Source organism: Streptomyces sp. NPDC048590 (assembly GCF_043199535.1).
GTDB lineage: Bacteria > Actinomycetota > Actinomycetes > Streptomycetales > Streptomycetaceae > Streptomyces.
Window position 1 is genome coordinate 526,319 of the sequence record NZ_JBICWC010000005.1, and the last position, 19,770, is coordinate 546,088.

The 19,770-nt window shown below is 70.8% G+C and carries 17 protein-coding genes; 9 read left to right on the forward strand and 8 right to left on the reverse strand.

The features are described from left to right. Positions 1 to 180: 180 nt before the first annotated feature. On the forward strand, positions 181 to 1,707 hold the full coding sequence (locus tag ACGFNN_RS18225; RefSeq protein WP_393556974.1) for a hypothetical protein: 1,527 nt from the start codon (positions 181 to 183) through the stop codon (positions 1,705 to 1,707). A gap of 73 nt (positions 1,708 to 1,780) precedes the next feature. On the opposite strand, the gene ACGFNN_RS18230 is transcribed toward ACGFNN_RS18225, so the two are convergent. Next, positions 1,781 to 2,341 (reverse strand): YbaK/EbsC family protein, encoded by a 561-nt coding sequence (locus ACGFNN_RS18230; protein WP_393556976.1) that lies wholly within the window; start codon positions 2,339 to 2,341, stop codon positions 1,781 to 1,783. Positions 2,342 to 2,672: 331 nt separating this feature from the next. On the opposite strand from ACGFNN_RS18230, the gene ACGFNN_RS18235 reads away from it, so the two are divergent. Beyond that, a complete protein-coding gene (locus ACGFNN_RS18235) occupies positions 2,673 to 3,692 on the forward strand; it encodes an alpha/beta fold hydrolase (RefSeq protein ID WP_393556978.1) in 1,020 nt (339 codons plus the stop codon). 39 nt (positions 3,693 to 3,731) lie between these two features. Here ACGFNN_RS18235 and ACGFNN_RS18240 read toward each other — a convergent pair whose 3' ends face one another. Further along, the gene (locus ACGFNN_RS18240) at positions 3,732 to 4,532 is read right to left on the reverse strand and encodes an SAM-dependent methyltransferase (protein WP_393556980.1); all 801 of its coding nucleotides are present in this window, start codon (positions 4,530 to 4,532) and stop codon (positions 3,732 to 3,734) included. Between the two features lie 173 nt (positions 4,533 to 4,705). Here ACGFNN_RS18240 and ACGFNN_RS18245 point away from each other — a divergent pair, with 173 nt between their 5' ends. Then, positions 4,706 to 5,398 (forward strand): hypothetical protein, encoded by a 693-nt coding sequence (locus tag ACGFNN_RS18245; RefSeq protein WP_393556982.1) that lies wholly within the window; start codon positions 4,706 to 4,708, stop codon positions 5,396 to 5,398. Positions 5,399 to 5,407: 9 nt separating this feature from the next. Here ACGFNN_RS18245 and ACGFNN_RS18250 read toward each other — a convergent pair whose 3' ends face one another. Continuing rightward, a complete protein-coding gene (locus tag ACGFNN_RS18250; RefSeq protein WP_393556984.1) occupies positions 5,408 to 6,724 on the reverse strand; it encodes an MFS transporter in 1,317 nt (438 codons plus the stop codon). Positions 6,725 to 6,801: 77 nt separating this feature from the next. Between ACGFNN_RS18250 and ACGFNN_RS18255 the strand changes: the two genes are divergently transcribed. Next, a complete protein-coding gene (locus ACGFNN_RS18255; protein ID WP_393556986.1) occupies positions 6,802 to 8,121 on the forward strand; it encodes an aminotransferase class I/II-fold pyridoxal phosphate-dependent enzyme in 1,320 nt (439 codons plus the stop codon). 39 nt (positions 8,122 to 8,160) lie between these two features. Here the strand turns inward: ACGFNN_RS18255 and ACGFNN_RS18260 are convergent, their stop codons facing one another. After that, positions 8,161 to 8,814 carry a YceI family protein gene (locus ACGFNN_RS18260; protein WP_393556988.1) on the reverse strand — a complete coding sequence of 218 codons (654 nt, stop codon included), beginning with the start codon at positions 8,812 to 8,814 and terminating at the stop codon, positions 8,161 to 8,163. Between the two features lie 348 nt (positions 8,815 to 9,162). Between ACGFNN_RS18260 and ACGFNN_RS18265 the strand changes: the two genes are divergently transcribed. Together ACGFNN_RS18265 and ACGFNN_RS18270 are read left to right on the forward strand one after the other, a co-directional pair. Next, entirely contained in the window at positions 9,163 to 9,999 is an 837-nt protein-coding gene (locus ACGFNN_RS18265; RefSeq protein WP_393556990.1) for a DUF6461 domain-containing protein, read from the forward strand. Positions 10,000 to 10,300: 301 nt separating this feature from the next. After that, positions 10,301 to 12,349 carry an FG-GAP-like repeat-containing protein gene (locus ACGFNN_RS18270; protein ID WP_393556992.1) on the forward strand — a complete coding sequence of 683 codons (2,049 nt, stop codon included), beginning with the start codon at positions 10,301 to 10,303 and terminating at the stop codon, positions 12,347 to 12,349. Between the two features lie 70 nt (positions 12,350 to 12,419). Here ACGFNN_RS18270 and ACGFNN_RS18275 read toward each other — a convergent pair whose 3' ends face one another. Further along, positions 12,420 to 13,181 (reverse strand): IclR family transcriptional regulator, encoded by a 762-nt coding sequence (locus ACGFNN_RS18275; RefSeq protein WP_393556994.1) that lies wholly within the window; start codon positions 13,179 to 13,181, stop codon positions 12,420 to 12,422. Between the two features lie 79 nt (positions 13,182 to 13,260). Here ACGFNN_RS18275 and asnB point away from each other — a divergent pair, with 79 nt between their 5' ends. After that, the gene (gene asnB, locus ACGFNN_RS18280) at positions 13,261 to 14,826 is read left to right on the forward strand and encodes an asparagine synthase (glutamine-hydrolyzing) (RefSeq protein ID WP_393556996.1); all 1,566 of its coding nucleotides are present in this window, start codon (positions 13,261 to 13,263) and stop codon (positions 14,824 to 14,826) included. Between the two features lie 55 nt (positions 14,827 to 14,881). Here the strand turns inward: asnB and ACGFNN_RS18285 are convergent, their stop codons facing one another. The 3 genes from ACGFNN_RS18285 to ACGFNN_RS18295 form a co-directional block, all read right to left on the reverse strand. Next, entirely contained in the window at positions 14,882 to 15,292 is a 411-nt protein-coding gene (locus tag ACGFNN_RS18285; RefSeq protein WP_362550476.1) for a VOC family protein, read from the reverse strand. 87 nt (positions 15,293 to 15,379) lie between these two features. Further along, entirely contained in the window at positions 15,380 to 15,739 is a 360-nt protein-coding gene (locus ACGFNN_RS18290) for a helix-turn-helix domain-containing protein (protein ID WP_393557098.1), read from the reverse strand. A 115-nt stretch (positions 15,740 to 15,854) separates the two neighbouring features. Continuing rightward, on the reverse strand, positions 15,855 to 16,760 hold the full coding sequence (locus ACGFNN_RS18295) for a hypothetical protein (RefSeq protein ID WP_393556998.1): 906 nt from the start codon (positions 16,758 to 16,760) through the stop codon (positions 15,855 to 15,857). Positions 16,761 to 17,010: 250 nt separating this feature from the next. Here ACGFNN_RS18295 and ACGFNN_RS18300 point away from each other — a divergent pair, with 250 nt between their 5' ends. Both ACGFNN_RS18300 and ACGFNN_RS18305 read left to right on the forward strand, forming a co-directional pair. Then, positions 17,011 to 18,300, forward strand: a complete 1,290-nt coding sequence (locus tag ACGFNN_RS18300; protein ID WP_393557000.1) for a cytochrome P450 — start codon at positions 17,011 to 17,013, stop codon at positions 18,298 to 18,300. Further along, positions 18,297 to 19,520: a cytochrome P450 gene (locus tag ACGFNN_RS18305; protein WP_393557002.1), complete on the forward strand. Its 1,224-nt coding sequence runs from the start codon at positions 18,297 to 18,299 to the stop codon at positions 19,518 to 19,520. Before ACGFNN_RS18300 ends, ACGFNN_RS18305 begins: the two co-directional genes overlap by 4 nt. Positions 19,521 to 19,770: the final 250 nt, after the last annotated feature.

Sequence of the window (19,770 nt, forward strand, 5' to 3'; positions counted from 1 at the left end):
GCGGCCTGTATGGCCGGCCTCTTCGGCTCACGCCCGGCGGCGTCCGGGTGACTCCCGGGCGGCCCTCTCGTTGACCCAGTGCCGCGACGGGCGGCGTTCGCCCCGCGTGCGTACGCCGAGCACCGCGGCCCCAGGCCGCGCTTCCTCCGTCCCGCGGCGCCGGAGCCGAGAGGAGCGGTTGTGCACGAGTGCCCGCCGGTGATCACGCGTCCCCCTGCCCCGACCGGCCGGCCGGCCCCGGGACGGGTGGGGCCGCTGCCGGCGCTGGCCGCGGTCGCGGCCGCGTTCGTCCTCGTCCAACTGGTCCTCGTCGTACCGGGCTCCGGACTCGCCTGGGACGAGACGGTGTATGTCAGCCAGGTCGGCGGCAACGCTCCTCCCGCCTACTTCAGCGCCCCCCGCGCCCGTGGCATCTCCTACCTGGTGGCTCCCGTGGCCATGTTCACGGCGTCCACGACCGCCCTGCGGATCTACCTCGCCCTGCTGTCCGGCACGGCGCTGTTCCTCTCCCTGTGGGTCTGGCGCCGGACCCTGCCCACCCGTGTACTCGTGGGTGCGGGCCTCCTGTTCGCCGGGCTGTGGCCCACCCTCTTCTACGGCCCCGCCGCCATGCCCAACCTGTGGTGCGCCCTGGGCTCCCTGGCGGCGGCCGGCTGGGTGGCACGGTCCCTGCGCGGGGACACCGGGCGGATGCCGGCCGCCGGGTCGGGAACCGCCGTGGCCCTGGTCGCCCTGATGCGGCCCGCCGACGGATTCTGGCTCGCCCTGCCGCTGGTGCTCGCCACCACGGTGCTGCCCGGCCGGCGCCGGCTGCGTACTTCCGCCGCCCTGGTCGCGGGGCTGGTGGCGGGCTGCGCGCCGTGGATCGCCGAGGCGTACGCCCGTTACGGAGGGCTCCCGGCCCGGCTGCACCGCGCGGGGGAGATCCAGGGCGGACTCGGCTGGAACTTCGCCGTCGACGACCACCTCCGGGCGCTCGCGGGCCGGACCCTGTGCCGGCCCTGCGACATCGGCTGGGAAGGCCCGGGTACCGCGGTGTGGTGGTTGCTGATGCCCCTTCTCGTCGCCGGCGGGATCGCTGCGGCGCGACGCGCCGGCCGGGGGACCACCGCGGTCCTGGCCGCCGCGACGGGCGCGTCGACGGCCGTCCCGTACCTCTTCCTGGTCGAGTACGCCGCACCGCGGTTCCTGCTCCCCGCCTACGCCCTCCTGGCCGTACCGGTCGCCGAGTACCTCGCCGACCTCGTCGCACGGACCCGGGTCGCCCGCCGCCCGGCCGGCCTCGCGGCGCTGACGCTGGCCATGGCGGCGCATCTCACCGTCCAGCTGTCCACGCTCAGCCACGTGGTCCGCACCAGCCGCGCCACGACCGAGGAGTTCGCCGCGGTCGCCGGGACGCTGAACGGCCTGGGCCTGCGCCCGCCGTGCGTGATCAGCGGAGACGACGCCGTGCCCATCGCCTACTACGCGGGATGCGCCTCGCGGCAGACCGACGGCCACGACGCCGGCATCACCCCCGAAGAACTCCGTGCCCTCGCACGAGAGGTGCCGACCGCCGTTCTGTCGCCCGGGGACGCGGAGACCGCCTCAGCCGCCGACGGCTCGCGCACAATGCTGCTGCGGCTCGGGCGTGAGTCCCGCCTGCTTCGCCTGCTGCCGGGCCCGGCGCTGGAAGCGACAGCGGCGTCCGCGGCGCCTGCCGGGTGATGCCGGGAGCCGGCGAACCCCGCCGACCCGTCCACCAGGGAAGGCGCCAGGGCCGATCACGCGCCTCGCTGCGTCACCTGGCAGCTGTCTCCGGGGCCGACGCCGCGACCGGATGGACACGCGCGCCGGTGCTGTTCAGGTACTCGCGGTAGTCCTCGGCGCTCAGTGCCAGGGAACGGTCCAGCCGCGCCGCGTTGAAGTAGATCTCCGCATGTTCCAGCACGCCGGGATCAACGATCAGTTCGAGGTCCGGATGGAAGCTGAAGGGCAGGATGGTGCCGCTCACGCTCCCGGACAACGCCTCCGCCCGGTCCGCCGACGCGAACGACACATAGCTCCCCTCCGCCAGGGCCTTGAGCCGCGGAAGGTCGACGCGGGCGTCGCCCGGGACGACGGCGAGGAAGTACCGTTTGGTGCGCTTGCCCGTCTTCACCATGACGACCAGGCACTTCGCTCCCTGTGCCACCGGGTGCCCGCGAAGAAGGCTCACCTCCTCGGTGCGGCCCTCCGGGGCGTGATCGATCACGCGATAGCGTGCGCCGATCCCGTCCAGCAGGGAGATGAGCCGCGCATACGCGTCGACACCGGTCGTGCCGTCCTGGCCCTGCGGGCCGGAGCCGGTCTGTTCGGTCATGTGGACCCGTCCTCCGTCGGAATTTCGCCCGGCAGCCGCCGGGGGTCACCGCCGCGCCGAGGCCGACGCACCTGACGGCTTCCCGCGAAGCGGCGAAACCGTGCCCGGTGCACCGGCGTTGCGGTGGGCCGGTACCGCGATGATCATAGGGCGCGTCGTCCGCGAGGACCGCCCGAACGCGTGCTACCAATGCCGGGAGGGCCGAGAGCCGGCCGGCTGACACCATCCGGATTCCACCGGGTGCCGCCTGAAACGTCCCGGTAATCCGCTCGGCGCGGGAGTTCTCTACCCTCGCTCGGGAATCGTCGGAGCAGCAGACGGAGGCGGTGCCGTGGCCGGCGCACCAGTATCGCGACGACAGGCCGAGCACAGTGTGGGGCTGTCGCATCGCATCATCCACGGCTATCGCCGCGCCTACCGGATGGCTGGGCAGGGGCCCGTCATCCTCCTCATCCACGGCATCGGCGATTCCTCCGCCACCTGGGCGGACCTCATCCCAGAGCTGGCCCGCAACCACACGGTGATCGCCCCCGACCTCCTCGGCCACGGGGCCTCCGACAAACCACGGGCCGACTACTCGGTGGCCGCCTACGCCAACGGCATCCGGGACCTGCTGGGCGTCCTCGGCATCGAACGCGCCACCCTGGTCGGCCACTCCCTCGGCGGTGGTGTGGCCATGCAGTTCGCCTACCAGTACCCCGAACGCACCGACCGGCTGATCCTGGTGAGCGCCGGCGGGGTGGGACGTGAGGTCAACCCGGTGCTGCGCGCCGTGTCCCTGCCCGGCGCCGACCTCATGCTCTCCACCCTGCGCCTGCCCGGCATGCGCAGCCAGGTCGGCCTCTTCACCCGGCTGATGCGGATCCTCGACACCGATCTCGGACAGGACGCCGGTGAACTGGTCGACCTCGTCGACGCACTCCCGGACGGAACCTCCCGCAGCGCCTTCATCAGCACCCTGAGAGCCGTGGTCGACTGGCGGGGCCAGGTGGTCACCATGCTCGACCGTTGCTACCTGGCCCAGGGCATGCCCACCCTGCTGCTCTGGGGCTCGCGGGACAGCGTGGTCCCGGTGGAGCACGCGTACGGTGCCCACGCGGCGATGCCGGGCAGCAGGCTGGAGATCTTCGAGGGGGCCGGCCACTTCCCCTTCCACACCGACCCTGTGCGCTTCCGCGCCCTGGTCGAGGACTTCATGAACACCACGGCCCCCGCGGACTGGAGTCAGGAACGCTGGAGGGAACACCTCCGCGCCGGGCGCCCGGGTACCACGGCCGGTGCGGCCGACCCCGCGTTCGAACGGGCGGTGGAGCGGGACCTGCGGGAGGCGAGCGAGCGCAGCGCTACGTAGGATCGCCCGGCTGGTACCTCCCCCCACTTACGGGGACGGCTACACCTTGCGGGCCACCGCGCACCACATCGGGAGCGTGTCGTCAGGGGTGTCGGACGGCTCGGGGCGCCAGCGGGTCAGGGTGACCACGCCCGGTTCCAGGATCTCCAGGCCGTCGAGGAAGCGCTCCACCTCCTTGTCCGTACGAGGTGTGGCAGAGGCGTGGCTCGCGGCGCGCTCGTTGTAGATCCGCATCGACTCCGCGACCTCGGGGGCGGTGACATCGGCGGCCGGGTGGGAGAGGACGAGGTAGCTTCCCGGCGCGAGGCGCTCCAGCAGACGGCGGGTGATGTCCCAGGGGTCCTCGGCGTCCTTGATGTACTGGAGGACCGCAACCAGCATGAGGCCGACCGGCCGGTCCAGGTCGAGGGTGCGGGAGGCCGCCTCGAGAATGGTGTCCACGTCCCGCGCGTCGGCCTGTACGTAGTCCGTCCGGCCCTCCGGTCCGCTGACGAGGAGCGCCCTGGCATGGGTGAGCACGATCGGATCGTTGTCGACGTACACCACACGGGACTCGGGGGCGGCCCGCTGGGCCACCTCATGCGTGTTCTCCGCCGCGGGGATACCCGTACCGATGTCGAGGAACTGCCGGATCCCGGCCGCCGCGAGGTGACGCACGGCGCGGCCGAGGAAGGCCCGGTTCGCCCGGACCGACGGCACGATCGTCGGATTGGCCGCGGCGGCCAGCTCGGCCGCCTCCTGGTCCACCGGGTAGTGGTCCTTGCCGCCCAGCCACACGTTGTAGACGCGAGCCGGGTGCGCGTCGGCGGGATGGGGCATGGGCTGCGGGAAATCGCTCATCGTTCGTCACCTCGTGCGACCGGCACGGCCAGGGCGGACTCGTGTTCGGCAACGGTACCCCGATGACGCTTCTCTGATTACCCGTCAGTTACGTGAGCGGGAGGCTGTGGCCCGCCCAGGAGGCGGGGGAAGGCCGTGCCCTACTCTGAGTCGTTCACGAACTGGGGGTCGGAGTGCGCGCGTTCTCGAATGCCGCGGCAGTGATGGTGGCAGGCCTGTTGCTCGGCTCGGCGCTGACGGGCTGCGCCGGCGGAGGGTCGGAGGCGGAGCGCTCGGCGGATCAGATGCTGGACGAGGCGTACGAGACGATGAACGACCTGGAGTCGGTCACGATCCTCTCGTCGGTGAGGACAGCCGGAAGCGGGGTGCGCTCCAGTCGTCTGACCACCGATCTCGTCGGCACGTGCACGAGCAAGGTCAGTTGGTCCGAAGGGGGTGGCACGCTGGAACAGATCCGCATCGGGGCCACCGACTACGTCCGCCCCGATCGTGCCTACCTGAAGAAATGGTCCGGTCGGGACACCTCCGCGAACGGCGAGCAGAAGCGCTGGGCGAAGGCGCCGGTCTCGGACGCGAAGCCGGAGGACGGCCTGGTCGACTGCACCTGGCCGTTCAGTGCCTTCGGAACTCCCGTCAAAGGCAAACCCGCCGAGGTCGCCGGACGCCGGGCCATGCGCCTGGAGGTGACCGAGGCGAAGGCAACCTACACCTTCTACGTCGCCACGGAAGGCAAGCCGTACCTCCTGCAAGTCGTCTACAAGGGAGACGACTTCAGGAGTACGACCACCTTCGGCGCGTTCGACGAGCCACTCGGGATCCAGGCTCCACCGGCGAAGGACACGCTGGACACCGCCGACATCGGGTAACCGCCTGCGTCAGGGCGTGCGAGGCAGTTCGGCTTCCTCGCCCGCGCGCGGCCGAAGTCCGGCCGGTGTGTTCCCCGGCGCGGGTGCGCACGGTGGCGGAGGGAGGCACGGCGGGACCGTCCGGGCGGAACGCCCGACGAGGCGGTGCTGCACCAGACAGGTCACCGCCAGCGTGGCGCCCAGCACCGGCCAGGCGATCGCGCCCAGGCTCACGGCCGCCCCGACGACGACGGGACCGAGGCTGCGCTGCGCCGACTGGGCAAGACCGTGCACGCCGAGGTAGGAACCCTGTGCCTCTGCGGGTGCCAGGGCGACCGAGAGCTCCCACGACGAGAGCGAGTGCAGGATCTCGGCGAGTGTGAACGCCACCGCCGCGAGGAGTACGGCGGCGGTGGAGAACCAGGGGCCGCCGGATGCCGAGGCCGCGAGTGCCGCCCCTCCCACGAGGAGGACGGCGCCGATCGGGAGGAGCAGCCGGCGAGCCGCCGCGGTCGTCGTGCCGAAGCGGGAGAGCGGTACCTGCAGCGCGACGACCAGCGCGCTGTTGAGAACGAGGACCAGCGGCGCCAGGCCGACCGGTGCGGTGGTCGCGTGGACGATCCACAGGGGGAAGCCGACCTGGAGGATGCTGTCGTCCAGGAAGAGCCAGACCTCCGTCGCCGTGAACGAGAGGTAGCGGCGGTCCCGCCACGGGCTCCCGGCGCCGGCCCGTGCCACAGGGCGGTCGGTCCCGGTCACGACGCGACTGGGCGCGGGCGGCTCCGCGCACCGCAGGGTGAGTATCGCCATTACCGCGTAGGAGACGACGTTGGCGAGCAGCAGTACCCGGTAGGACGTGGCGCTGCCCACGGTGAGCGCGGCGGCGGCGCCCGAGGCCCCGACGGCCCACCCGATGTTCGCCGCGGTGCGCTGGATCGCCTGGTAGCGGACGCGCTCCGGGCCGGCAGCGCGAGCCGCGAACAGTTTGGTCAGCACACTCGACGCGCGGTCCGGCAGTGCTCCGAGGGCCGAGAACGCCACCAGAAGCGGGAAGTCGTCCGTCGTCAGCAGGGCCAGGAGAGCCGCGCCCCGGGCCAGTTGGGCTACGACCAGGACGCGCGTCACGGGGAAGCGGTCCGCCAGCCGGCCCCCGAGCGGGGGGCCCGCGATCCCGACGACGCCCGACAGGCCCATCAGAAGGCCGATCTGTGCGACCGACAGATGCGCGACGTAGACGAAGTAGAGAGTCGCCGCGCCGGTCCACAGGCCTGTGCCGATCTTGTCGATGACGGAGACGACCAGCATCCGCCGTCCGTCCGCCCCTCCCGGGATGGCGAAGCGCCGCACGGGCGACAGGCGACGTGGTTTCGGTTGCAACGGGATCCCCCTTGACGGAACTTTTGTATTGGTACAGTCTTTGGTCTGTGGCAGAACAATATGGGATCGTCGGCGGTACAGCCAGAGAGATTTCGGCATCGGTCGAAAGCGGGGTGGCCGACGGCACGCTGCGGCCTGGCGCGTCGCTGCCGCCTGTCCGACGCCTCGCCGAGGCTCTGGGGGTCAGCGCGGGCACGGTGGCCGCCGCCTACAAGGAACTGCGCGGACGTGGAGTGGTCGTGACCCTGGGCCGTGGCGGCACGGTCGTCGCCACGGCGCCCGCCGTCAACTCGCGGCGCCCACCCCGGGTCCCCGCCGGGCTTCGCGACCTCGCGGGAGGGCACCCCGACCCCGCCCACCTGCCCGTGCTCACCCCGCCTGGGCGACTCGAACCCGTTCCCGGGTCGCACCGCGCCGCACCGCGGCTCGCCTCGCTGGAAGAGGCTGCCCGCGCGTGGTTCGCCCGCGATCAAGTGCCCGCGGAATCAGTGACGTTCGCCCATGGCGCCCTGGACTGCATCGCCAGGCTGCTGTCCACCGAGCTCAAGCCAGGTGACTCGGTAGCCGTCGAGGACCCAGGCTTCCATCATCTTTTGGACCTCGTACCTGCGTTGGGTCTGCGCATGACGCCGGTGACCGTCGACGACGAAGGGATCCGCCCGGAGGCCCTGCGCTCGGCCCTGCGCTCGGGGGCCCGGGCCCTGGTGTGCAGTCCTCGGGGTCAGAGCCCGTACGGTGCCCGGTTCACCCCCGCCCGGCGGGATGAACTCCTCGCCGTACTGCTCGACTTCCCCGACGTGCTGGTCGTGGAGGACGATCACAACGCCGACATCGCCGGCGCGGACGCGGTGAACCTCGCGTCAGGCGGACTGCCCCGCTGGGCTCATGTGCGGACGGTGTCCAAGCACCTCGGGATCGACCTGCGCTGGGCGGCCCTGGCGTGCGACCCCGCGACGCTGGCGCGTCACGACGGCCGGATGCTGCTCACCTCCGGCTGGGTCAGTCACATCCTCCAGGCGACCGTCGAGGGGCTGCTGACCGATCCGGCCGTGACCCGGCTCGTCGCGGGAGCGTCCGACACGTACACCACCCGGCGGGAGGCGCTGATCGAGGAGCTCTCGGCGCACGGCATCCCGTCGCACGGGGTGAGCGGACTCAATGTCTGGGTGCCCGTCCGCGACGAGTCCTCCGTCGTCAACGGGTTGCGCACGCGGGGCTGGTGGACCGCTGCGGGAACCCGATTCCGCATCATGTCCCCGCCCGCCGTGCGCGTCACCACCGCGACACTCACGCCTGCCGAGGCGGTGCGCCTGGCACAGGACTTCGCGGATGTGCTCGCGGAGTCGCAGGCGGTCTACGGCGGTTGAGGCCCGGGCGGCGAGCGGGCAACCGGGGACGACCAGCGGTCAGGGAGCCGCAGGTGTGCGGATGGCGGCGATGTCGAACTGCAGGCGCAAGCGCTCGCTCACCATGGCGCCACCCTCGGCCAGTCGGGCGTTGTAGGTCAAACCCCAGTCGGACCGGTTGATGGTGGTGGTGCCGTCGAACCCGACGCGCTCGTACCCGAAGGGGTCGGTGACATGGCCGATGTAGGTGAGGTCCAGGACGACGGGTCGGGTGATGCCCCTGATGGTGAGGTCCCCGGTCATGCGGTAGACGTCCTTGCCGATGAGCTGCACTGAACTGCTGGTGTACGTCATACGCGGGTGCTTCCTGGCGTCCAGGAAGTCCCGGCCGGTCAGGTGCGCGTCCCGCTGTTCCACGCCGGTGTCGACGCTCGCCGTGGACAGCGAGATCTGGGCGCGGGAGCGCGCCGGGTTGCGGCCGTCGAAGTACAGGCGGCTCTCGTACTCCAGGAACGCGCCACGCACCGTGGTCACCATCGCGTGCCGTACGGAGAAACCGATCCGACTGTGCGCGGGGTCGATCATCCACTCGCCGGTGAGGGCGGCCAGGCCGGGATCGGGCAGAACCGCGGTACCTGCGGCCGCCGGGGAGGGAGCTGTCTCCGGGCGGGTCTCCGGGCGGCGGAGCAGAGAAGTGCGGCTGAAGAGGTTCATGAGGCACGTTGTTACCCGCCCGTAACGCGGCCCCACAACCCTTGATCAACGAACCCGACCAACGTCGAACAAACCTTCACACGGTGAAAACGGTCGTCAAGCGCCTCGGATACCCGCCTCCATCAGGACCTCGCTCCGCGCCCTCGGGCGAGCGAGCGACACGTCGTACTCGCCTGTCTTCTCCCGCCCTCGGATGACTGAGGTCGATCACACCCATGCCCACGCCGTCGTCAGCGCGGCGCGGGAGCCGGATGAAAAGGTAGCGGCCGTACGGGTGCAGCTGCTGCTCCAGCTCGGCGTCACCCGGTAGGGTCATCGATGTCAGTGGCCTCGGGCACACTGCGCCGTATGAACTCGGTGACCGCGCAAGATCATTCCTGGATCCGTACCTCGCAGCTCATCCGGCACATGAGGGAGAGCGGGTACACCCTGACGCTCATTCGAGGGCGGAGCCCACGCGAGGTGTTGCACGCGGTCGAGGCGGAGCCCCGCGGGATCGGGGAGGGCACGGCCGGACTGGTCGAGGCGGACGACGCCCACCGCGCCGAGACCGGCTACGACTACTGGGACGAGTCCTACGTCGCCGGCGCCTTCAGCGCTCCGGGCGGCAACGGTGACTGGACGGTCGTCCTCGGCTTCGACGGCGGGCTGGGGTTGCCGCGCGTGGAGACGCTGTCGGAGGGCGGCCGGGTCGTGGTGCACTCGAGCAACGGCGGCAAGCCCATCCACCTCTTCCACTGGTTCGAGGACGGTGAGCTCCGTACGACGTTCGAGGGCCCCTCGGCGCGCGACGGAAGCACCCCCGACGAACTGGTCCCGCTGCTGCGCGCAGTCGGCTTCCCCCTGACTCCCGAGGGAGAGCACGACGAGAGCGCCCCGGACGTCGACGGGAAGGCGGCGGTCTTCGCGCTCGCCGAGAGGCTCACGGGCGTTCGCGTCACCGAGTCCTTCCTCCGCGACGCCACATACGAACTCGGGCTGGTCCCCGAGCAGCCCGCAGAGGAGTGGACCGGCCTGGTCATCGACATCACCGACGCCAACGGGGAGCGCCTGTACAAGGAATGGACCTACGCGGAGATCGCGGAGGCTTCCGAGCGCGCACGGGCGGCGGCTGACGCGCCCGTCGTCATCACCTACAACGATCCGTCCCCCATGGATCTTTCTGCTCGTGAGCCGGGTGAGTAGCGGAGGGGCGCACGGCGGCTGAGCGGCTCCGTCGGCGTCCGGGGATGCTCACGACCTCCGTGGCGGACACAGGTGCCAGTCGGTCTTCAGCCATCGTCAGGACACGGAGACCCGAAGCACTGGCCAGTTGTGGCGTACAGGTGGTCAAATCGGCTCCGGGGCAGCCGAATCGAACGTGAGTGCTCCCGCTGGGGCGGGGTGCCTCAGGGCGGCTGAGCGAGGGGTCATCCGCGGTCGTGGGTGCGCTCTCCTCCCCGAGTGGCAGAAGCAGTGAGCAGCAACAAGGGGGATGGACAACCGAATGAAACGACCCACGGGCATAGTCTGCGCCGCTGTCGTGTGCGCCCTGCTCGGTCTGCAGGCGGGCGCCGGCAGTGCGAGCGCCCAGGCGCGCGATGAGACGGCGGCGATCGCTCCGGGCAGGACTGCGGTGAAGGGAACCGCCGAACTCCCGCAGGTCGGCGTCGCATCCACGGTGGCCGACCCGGCTGACGGCGGGGCCGGCGTGGCCACCGTACGGGCAGCTGCCGACGGTGCTCGCCATGACTACAACGGCGACGGTCGCAGCGACATGGTCGACTGGTACGACTACTCCGACGGCAGCGACGCCCTGCACACCTTCGCGGCCGGCCCTGACGGAAGCCTGTCGGCGCCCGTCAAGGGATGGGAGGCGGCCGACGGCAACTACTGGGCCGAGCACATGAAGTACGTCACCGGCGACTTCAACGGAGACGGGACGGGAGACGTAGCCGCTTTCTACGGCTACGACGACGGCAAGGTCTCCCTCTTCACCTGGCTCGGCAAGGGTGACGGGAAGTTCGGCACCCGCCTCACCTCCTGGAGCGTGGACCCCGGCAACTGGACCTTCGACGCCATCACCGCCGAGGCCGGGGACTTCGACGGTGACGGCCGCGACGACATCGCGGCCTGGTACGACTACCGCAACGGCGACGACAAGCTGTTCACGTTCCTCGCCCGAACCGACGGCGGATTCGCAAGCCCCTTCTCGTCCTTCGCGCGCACCGACGCCGACGGGTGGGAGGTCGGGCGCATGAAGTTCGCCACCGGTGACTTCGACGGTGACGGCCGCGACGACCTGGGTGCCATGTACGGCTACGCCTCCGGCACCGTGACGCTGATGTCCTTCGCGGGCAGGGCCGGTGGCGGCTTCGGCGAGCCGGTGCGCGGCTGGGAGTCCGCCACCGGCTGGACGTTCAGCCGGGTGACGATGCATTCCGGTGACTTCGACGGTGACGGCCGTGACTCCATCGCGGCCTGGTACGACTACGCCGACGGGCACGACGCGCTGATCAGCTTCGACTCCGACGCCGCGGGCACCTTCGGCAACCGCCACGAAATCCTCAACAGGCCGGCGGGCTGGTACGAGCGGTCCCGTATGAAGATCGTCACCGGCGACTACAACGGCGACGGCCGTGACGACCTCGCCACGGTCTACGGATACACCGACCTTCGGCTGCCGACGGTGAAGACCATCACCTTCATCGCCCAGGGCGACGGAACCCTTGCCGGGGACCTGCACGGCTGGGAGACGGAGAACGGCTGGACCTTCGACAGGATGCGCCTGATCGAGCGTCACTCGGAGGGGCTCCCCGTCTGCCCCACGGTCTACGGTCACGGCGGATACCCCACAGCGGCGGACGCCTGGGAACGCGACCAGGTCCGCCAGCCGAACAACCCCAAGGCGCTCGCTCAGCAGAAGAGCTGGGGAGCGGCGGGTGTCGAGGCGGATCTCCAGCTCACCAAGGACGGCACCAAGGGCGTCATGTGGCACAACAGCACAACCAGGGGCCTGACGGGGCCGAAGGCCGACGTGACGAAGATCTGGTGGGCCACCGGCACCGACCAGCTCAAGGGCCGGACCATCGACCACGGTCCGTACGCCGGAGAGACCGTCTACACCTTCCGTGAGTGGCTCGACAGCGCCAAGAGCCAGAACATGGCCGCCTTCGTGGAGCTCAAGGGCGAGGCCGGGCAGTCCCTGCTCAACGGCAGTGCGTCGATCCGCGATACCGCGTGGCACGAGGTCATCGACCCGATCAAGGAACGCGTCGGCTCGCAGAAGATCATGATCTACACGGGGAGTGACAACACCGAGCTGAAGGCCGAACTCGAGAAGCGCATCGAGGCGGCGGGCCTGGGTGACACGCTCACGAACCACCCCCGCTGGGTCGACACGATCGGCTGGGAGGAGCCCGCACCGGCGGCCTCCGGCAACTACGCCGGGTGGCTGAACAGGCTGAGCAGGTACGGCCTGCCGACCACCTCGGTGCCGATGGCCACGACCTGGCCGAAGGAGTTGAAGTCCTGGCTGAACGGCAGGTGCGCCTGACGTTCTCGACGCTCTCCATCCGAGCTCTGCCCGCCCGGGGCGCAGCACCACACCCGGGCGGGCAGGCCCGTCACCCTGCCCCGTTGAGACGGGCCGACAGCCCATGGGCGGCGGCGACCACCGCGTCCACCACCTGTGGCATGGCATCCGGCGGCAGTCGGAAGACGGGCGCAGAGACGTTGACCGCCGCGACAACGTCGCCCCGGTGGTCGTGCACCGGGGCGGCGACGGCGATCAGCCCAGGCTCCATCTCCTCGGCGGCCACCGCATAGCCGCGCGCACGCTCCGTACGCAGCCGCTCCAGCACGGAGGGCACATCCCGGGGCGCGGCTTCCGTGCCCGGCAGGCGTACACCCTCGGGGGTCGCCAGCAGGGTCGCCGCCTGTTCCTCGGTGAGGCCGAACAGCAGCGCCCGGCCGGCGGAGGTGCAGTTCAGGGGTGAGGTGCGCCCGACCCACTCGTGGGCCTGGAGCGTCCGTGAGGTCCGTTCGGTCAGCACGGTCACCACACCGTGCCCGGACAGCACCGTCAGATACGCGGGCTCACCCACCTGGTGCACCAGTTCACGCAGGACCGGAGGGGCCTCCCGGTGCAGCCTCTCCTCACCCGCCGACGACGCCAGCGCCAGCAGCTGCCAGCCGATGCGGTAGCGCAGGCTGCGCGGATCCCGTTCCAGGAACCCCTCCTGGGCCAGGACCTTCAGGGTCCGGGACACCTGGGTCTTCTCGCGGCCCACCGCATCGGCCACCTCCTGTACGCCCATGGGGCCCTGGCCCAGGGCGCGCAACACGTCCAGCGCCCGGTGGACGCTGCTCAGACTCTCGCTCGGCATGTCACCAGTGTGGAGCGAGCGTGCGTATGGAGCAACTCGCATTGTCGCCCTCGCACGGACCGGCCTAGGGTCGGTTGTCATGTGCGGAATCGCAGCCATACACATCGACAGTCACCACGCCCTTACAGCTACCGACGCCGACGGTGCGCCCCCGCGGGCCGGGGTGGGGGAGATGCTCCACCGGCTCGCGCACCGGGGTCCCGACGACAGTGGGACGCGCCTGGTAGGGGGCCACACCTGGCTCGGACACCGGCGCCTGTCCATCGTCGATCTCGAAGGCGGACACCAGCCCCTGGGGGGCACGGACGGCGACGACGACTGGTCGGTCGTCTGCAACGGGGAGATCTACAACCACGAGGCACTGCGGCACGAGATGCCCGCCACCGCCTTCGGCTCCTCCTCGGACTCGGCGGCCGCCCTAGCGGTCCTGCGTACCGACGGCCCCAGGGGACTGCACCGGCTCCGGGGCATGTGGGCGCTCTGCGCCGCCACCCCCTCCGGCGGCTTCGTCGCCGCCCGCGACGCGGTGGGCATCAAGCCGCTCTACTGGGCGCGCACCGGGACCGGCGTGCACTTCGCGTCGGAGCTGCGGGCCTTCGCACCGGAGGTCCAGCCGCGCGCCGAGATCTTCCCGCCGGGCCACTGGTGGTCACCGCGGGACGGCCTGAACCGTTTCGCCGAGCCGGTGCCCGCCCACGACGCCGGGGCCGACTGGACCACGGTGGACGAACGGGTCGCCGAGAAGGCGACGGCCGAGGCGGTCACGGACTCGGTACGCAGGCATCTGATGGCGGACGTCGAGGTCGGTGTGTTCCTCTCGGGCGGTCTGGACTCCGGCATCGTCGCCGCGGTCGCCGCCGAGATCTACGCCGGGCAGGGCCGCCGGCTGAAGACCTTCTCCGTCGGAACGGCCGACTCACCGGACCTGCTGGCAGCCCGCGAGACCGCTGCCTTCCTCGGTACCGATCACCATGAGACCCTGCTGGACGCCGGGGCGTCGCACGCGGTGCTCGACGAGGTGGTCACCTGTGTGGAGTCCTTCGACGCCAGCCTCATCCGGAGCGCCGTGCCCAACTGGTTCCTGTCCGAACTGGCCTCGCAGCACGTCAAGGTGGTGCTGACCGGAGAGGGCGCCGACGAACTGTTCGCCGGTTACGGCTACTACCACGAGCAGCACGGCACACCCGAGGACCTGGACGCCGAACTGCGGCGTACGGTCGGCTCGCTGCACGGTCTCAACCTCCAGCGGTGCGACCGGGTGACCATGGCGCACGGCCTGGAGGCGCGCGTACCCTTCCTCGACCACGACGTCATGGCCCACGCCATGTCCCTTCCCGCCCGGATGAAGGGCCTGGAGGCGGACGGCATGGAGAAGGGGCACCTGCGGCGCGCGTTCACCGGGCGACTGCCCGACCACCTGCTGTGGCGGCGCAAGGAGCAGTTCGGTACCGGCAGTGGGGCGGAGGGACTCCTGGGCCCGCTGTGGAACAGCCGGATCACGGACTCGGAGTTCGCCGATGCGGTGACCGGCGACAGCACTCCGGAGCTCCGCAGCAAGGAGGAACTCGGCTACTACCGCACCTTCCGCAGGGCCCTCCCGGGTGTCCGGCCGGAGGCGGTGCTCACGCGCTTCGCGACGGCGTGACCCCTCGGCGGCTTCGCGTCGGGTGGCCCGGTGCCCCGGGCCACCCGCGCGCCGCTCAGCCCTTCAGCTGGGTGAAGCGGATGTGGTTGCCGAACGGGTCCCGCAGACCGCAGTCGATGCCGTACGGGCGCTCGGTCGGCTCGTCGGTGAACTCGACGCCCTTGGCCTTCAGTGCCTCGTACGTGCCGCGGCAGTCGTCCGTGGTGAGGATCAGCGCCGCGCCCATCGCACCCTTGGTGACGAGGTCGCGCACCTGCGCGGCGATCTCCTCGGAGAGTGCCGGTGGGCCGGGCTTCTCGAGGAGGACCTGCCGGTCGGGGCTACCGGGCACGTTGACGGTGAGCCAGCGCATGAACCCCATGTCGACATCGGCGTTGACCTCGAAGCCGAGTTTGCCGACGTAGAAGTCGAGGGCCTCGTCCTGGTCGAGAACGTAGATCTGGGAGTGAGTGATCGCGTTGAACATGTGACTCACGCTACTGGCCGGGGCCGCTGGAAACTTATCCGGAACTGCTCGATGAGCGCCCGTCCGGAGCAGCCGTGACCGGTGTGTTCAGGCGCTCGGGCGCGTCCACGCCTTGGTGAAGCACGTGGGTACGTCCACGGCCGCCGCCTCCTTGCGGTAGGCCCTCGGCGACCGCCCGACGATGGCGTGGAAGGTGCGGCTGAACGTCCCCGTACTGCCGAAGCCGACCTCGTAACAGATGTCGGTGACGCTGCGGTCGCTCTCCCTCAGCAGGTACATCGCCCGCTCGACACGCCGTCGCTGCAGATAGCGGTGGGGGGTCTCGCCGAAGGTGGCGCGGAAGGTGCGGGCGAAGTGCGCCGGGGACACATGGGCGATCCGGGCGAGGGCCGGGACGTCCAGCGGCCGCGCGTACGCGCGGTCCATGGCGTCCCGTGCCCGGAGCATCCGGCGGTTGGTCTCCTCGACGCTGCGGCTCACACAGGCATCCCACCACACCGATCGCCTGTGTCTGAGCCCCGGACCGGCCGTACCCGCCCGGTGGGTGGGGCGTGCCGGGTGGTCACCCGGCCGCAGCCATCCACAGCGCCATGTCGCTGACGACCAGCCGGCCCGGCCGCTGCTCGGCGGTGTCGGGGACCACGGCCCGGACGACCGGCCGATCGCCCTTCCGCACACTCACCTTCGTGCCGTCGAACTTCGGCGCGTCGCTCTTCACGGTCTGCTCCAGGTCCGTCCGCAGCTTCTCGGCGGCGGCGTCGTCCTTCACCACGAAACAGAGCACCTCCGTGTTCTCGGAGGGGGAGGATGCCTGCTGGCCGGCGGAAGCGAGGCGTACGGGGCCGGAGGAGCCCGGCCGGTTGAAGTCGGCGCGGTAGACGTCTCCCAGACACTCGGCGGCGCTCCGGAAGTCGCTGTCGTCGGCCAGGGCCGAACCGTCCTCCGGGCTGACGACGGCCATCGGGTCGGAATCCAGGGAGGAGTAGGAGATCGAGTCGTCCGAGACCTTGAGCGTCACCCCCTTGCCCTCGGGATGCGACCAGACCTCCTGACCGTCCTTGTCGCTCTTCGTGTAGCCGCTGGACTTGAGCGACGCGGTGATCGCGTCGGTGTCGAACGACCCCTCCCAGTGCCCTGCCTCGGCGGTGTCCACGGCGGTCTCGATCTGGGTCTCCTCGAACTCCTTCCCCAGGAGACCAGGGCCGTACGAGCCCAGCAGAGGGCTGCTGGGCCGGGAGACGAATGCGAACCGCTCCGGGTCGTCCTTGCTCAGCTTGCGCACGGCGGCGGCGTCGAGGAAGGTCAGCTGCTTTGCGTCGGCGTCACCGGCGAGAGCGCCGAGGCCGGTCAGGAGTTCGGATGAACCACCCCCGGCGTCCGATTCCGAGGAACAGCCCGTGACAGCCGTGAGCAGGACCGTGGCGAGAGCGAGGGCCCCGATGGCGGGCCTGGTTACCGATATGCGCATGGTCGGTGAGGCTATCCCAGGGCACGATGCCGGGGACGGGCACGTCCGTACGCCGGCCGAGGCACCGACGCCGGGAGCCACCGGCGCGGCAGATGCGGTCGAGCCGCGTGTGCGACAGCCCTCGTACGGATTTCGCGGCACCGCCCCGGTACGCCGAACAGTGCCCAAAGCTTCACTCAACCTCCCTATAGTGGTGCCGCGTTGATCGTATGGCCGCAACGCGCGAAGCCGTCTCCCAGGAGTCCGTACGATGACGACCCAGCCCTTACCAGCCGCGTCCGCAGCGGGCGGTGGCTGCCCCGTGCGCCACGCCGACGCGCCGGTGAGACTCAGCGGGCCCGAATTCCACACCGAGCCGCAGGCCTTGTACCGGCGGATGCGCCGGTCCCACGGGCCGGTGGTGCCCGTCGAGCTCCATGGCGGCTTCCCGGCCTGGCTCGTGGTCGGATACCGCGAGCTCCACCAGGTCACCAGCGACGGCGAACTCTTTCCCCGGGACGTCGGCCTGTGGAACCAGTGGGAGCACATACCGGCTGACTGGCCACTGCTCCCGATGGTCGGGCAACCCATGCCCTCGATCTACTTCACCGCGGGCGCCGAGCACCGGCGGCACTCCGAGATGGTGGTACCCGCCCTCGAGGCGGCGGATCCCTTCGAAATCCGTGATCACTGCGAGCAGTTGGCGGACCGGCTGATCGACGGCATCGGCGCCCGCGGGTCCGCCGATCTCGTCGCGGAGTTCGCGGAACCGCTCCCCGTACTCGTCCTGGCCCGACTGGTTGGCTTCCCCGACGAGGAGGGCCGGGACATCGCCCGCGTCCTGAAGGACCTGGCCGACGGCGGACCCGGTGCGCAGGAGGCGTACGGGCGCTTCGGTGAGCACATGGCACGGCTGGTGGCTGCCAGGAAGGCCGCTCCCGGCGACGACGTCATCTCCCGGATGCTCGCCGATCCGGCACCCTTCACGGACGAGGAGTACGCCCTCGACCTGATGGCGATCACCGCCGCGGGCCACCTGACCACCGCCGACTGGATCGGCAACTCGCTGCGCCTGATGCTCACCGAGGACCAGTTCGCCGACTCGCTCGCCGGCGGCCACCGCAGCGTCGGCGACGCGATGAACGAGGTGCTCTGGGAGGAGACCCCGACCCAGATCCTCGCCGGCCGGTGGGCGGTCCGGGACACCCAGCTCGGCGGCCGGACCATCCGGGCCGGCGACATGCTGCTGCTCGGCCTCGGGGCCGCCAACACCGATCCGCTGGTCCGCCAGGGGACTGGCCCCGGCAGCCCCGGGCACCGGACGGGCAACGGCGCACACCTGGCCTTCAGCCACGGGGAGTACCGCTGCCCCTTCCCGGCGCAGGAGATCGCCGAGACCATCGCCCGCACCGCCATCGAGGTGATCCTCGACCGGCTGCCGGACCTGCGGCTCGCCGTGCCCGCCGAGGACCTGGTGCGACGGCCCTCCGCCTTCCTGCGCGGGATGAACGCGCTTCCCGTCCGCTTCACTCCCGTACAGACGACAGGAGACCTGCTGTGACCTGCCCGCACGCGACCGTGGTGATCGACCCGCTCGTCCAGGATCTCGACGGTGAGACCGAGCGGCTGAGGGTGTCCGTCCCGCTCGCCCGCATCGAACTCCTCGGGGTCCCCGCCTGGACCGTCACGCGTCACGCCGAGGCCCGCCGGCTCCTTGTCGACCCGCGGCTGGTGAAGGACCTGGACGCCTGGGGCCTGTGGCAGAGCGGGGAGGTCACCCACGACTGGCCGCTGATCGGCATGATCGACGCGGGGCGCTCGATGTTCACCGTGGACGGTGAGGAGCACCGCCGGCTCAGGACGAAGACGTCCCAGGCGCTCACCCCCCGCCGGCTGGAGGCCATCCGGCCCGACATCGAGAAGTTCACCGAGGGACTGCTCGACGCGCTCGCCGCACAGGGCGAGGACGGAGTCGTCGACCTCAAGGCGGTCTTCGCCCAGCCCCTGCCGATGAAGGTGGTCGGTCTGCTCATGGGGGTGGACGAGGAACTGCACCCCATGCTGACCAGGCAGTACAAGGCGTTCTTCTCGATGCTGACCCCGCAGGAGGACCGGCTGGCACTCCTTGCCGAACTCGACGTCTTCTACGCCGAACTCGTCCGGGAGAAGACGGCGCACCCCACCGATGACCTCACCAGCGCGTTGATCCTCGCCGAGGAGGGCGGACGGCCGCTCACCGAGGAGGAGGTCGTCGGCAACCTCAAGGCCATGGTGGCAGCGGGGCACGAGACCACCATCGGCCTCATCCTCAACGCCGTCCGCGCGCTGCTCGCCCACCCGGACCAGCTGCGCAAGGTGCTCGACGGAGAGATCTCGTGGGAGACGGTGATCGAGGAGACGCTGCGCTGGGACACCCCGACCACGCACCTGCTGATGCGGTTCGCGACGGAGGACATCCAGGTCGGCGACCAGGTGATAGCCAAGGGGGAGGGGGTGGTCATCTCCTACCGGGCCATCGGCCGCGACACCGCCCAGCACGGCGAGGACGCCGACGCCTTCGACGTCACACGCCCCACCCCGATCCGGCACATGACCTTCGGTCACGGCCCCCACATCTGCCCCGGCGCCGCCCTGTCCCGGGTCGAGGCGGGTATCGCGCTCCCCGCGCTGTTCGGCCGGTTCCCGGACCTGAAGCTCGCGGTCGCCGACGACGAGATCCGCAAACTGCCGGTCATGACGCAGAACGACATGGAGGCGTTCCCCGTACTGCTGCACGGCTGAGCGGCACGGGCGGGGCTGGGTGGCGCGCGTCTCCGCGTACGCCCTGACCCGGTTCCGGGGCGTACGGCGTGACCGTCGGGACGCCCCGGCCCAGCTCCGGTATCGAGTGGTCGGGCGCCGGACAGAGTTCCCGGACCGGCAGATCTCCGGGGACTCGCGTTCGATATCCCGGACGCCGTCCGATCGATCGGAGAAATGAGGAATCCTTCGGCAACCTGGGCGGTGGCGGCGGCGACTGCGAGATACACCC

Bases quoted from the DNA above. Each gene is read 5' to 3' on its own strand.
- ACGFNN_RS18230 (WP_393556976.1), bottom strand. From the start codon at position 2,341: ATGACCGAACAGACCGGCTCCGGCCCGCAGGGCCAGGACGGCACGACC.
- ACGFNN_RS18240 (WP_393556980.1), bottom strand. From the start codon at position 4,532: ATGAGCGATTTCCCGCAGCCCATGCCCCATCCCGCCGACGCGCACCCG.
- ACGFNN_RS18260 (WP_393556988.1), bottom strand. From the start codon at position 8,814: ATGAACCTCTTCAGCCGCACTTCTCTGCTCCGCCGCCCGGAGACCCGC.
- ACGFNN_RS18265 (WP_393556990.1), top strand. From the start codon at position 9,163: ATGAACTCGGTGACCGCGCAAGATCATTCCTGGATCCGTACCTCGCAG.
- ACGFNN_RS18270 (WP_393556992.1), top strand. From the start codon at position 10,301: ATGAAACGACCCACGGGCATAGTCTGCGCCGCTGTCGTGTGCGCCCTG.
- ACGFNN_RS18275 (WP_393556994.1), bottom strand. From the start codon at position 13,181: ATGCCGAGCGAGAGTCTGAGCAGCGTCCACCGGGCGCTGGACGTGTTG.
- asnB (WP_393556996.1), top strand. From the start codon at position 13,261: ATGTGCGGAATCGCAGCCATACACATCGACAGTCACCACGCCCTTACA.
- ACGFNN_RS18285 (WP_362550476.1), bottom strand. From the start codon at position 15,292: ATGTTCAACGCGATCACTCACTCCCAGATCTACGTTCTCGACCAGGAC.
- ACGFNN_RS18290 (WP_393557098.1), bottom strand. From the start codon at position 15,739: ATGCTCCGGGCACGGGACGCCATGGACCGCGCGTACGCGCGGCCGCTG.
- ACGFNN_RS18295 (WP_393556998.1), bottom strand. From the start codon at position 16,760: ATGCGCATATCGGTAACCAGGCCCGCCATCGGGGCCCTCGCTCTCGCC.
- ACGFNN_RS18300 (WP_393557000.1), top strand. From the start codon at position 17,011: ATGACGACCCAGCCCTTACCAGCCGCGTCCGCAGCGGGCGGTGGCTGC.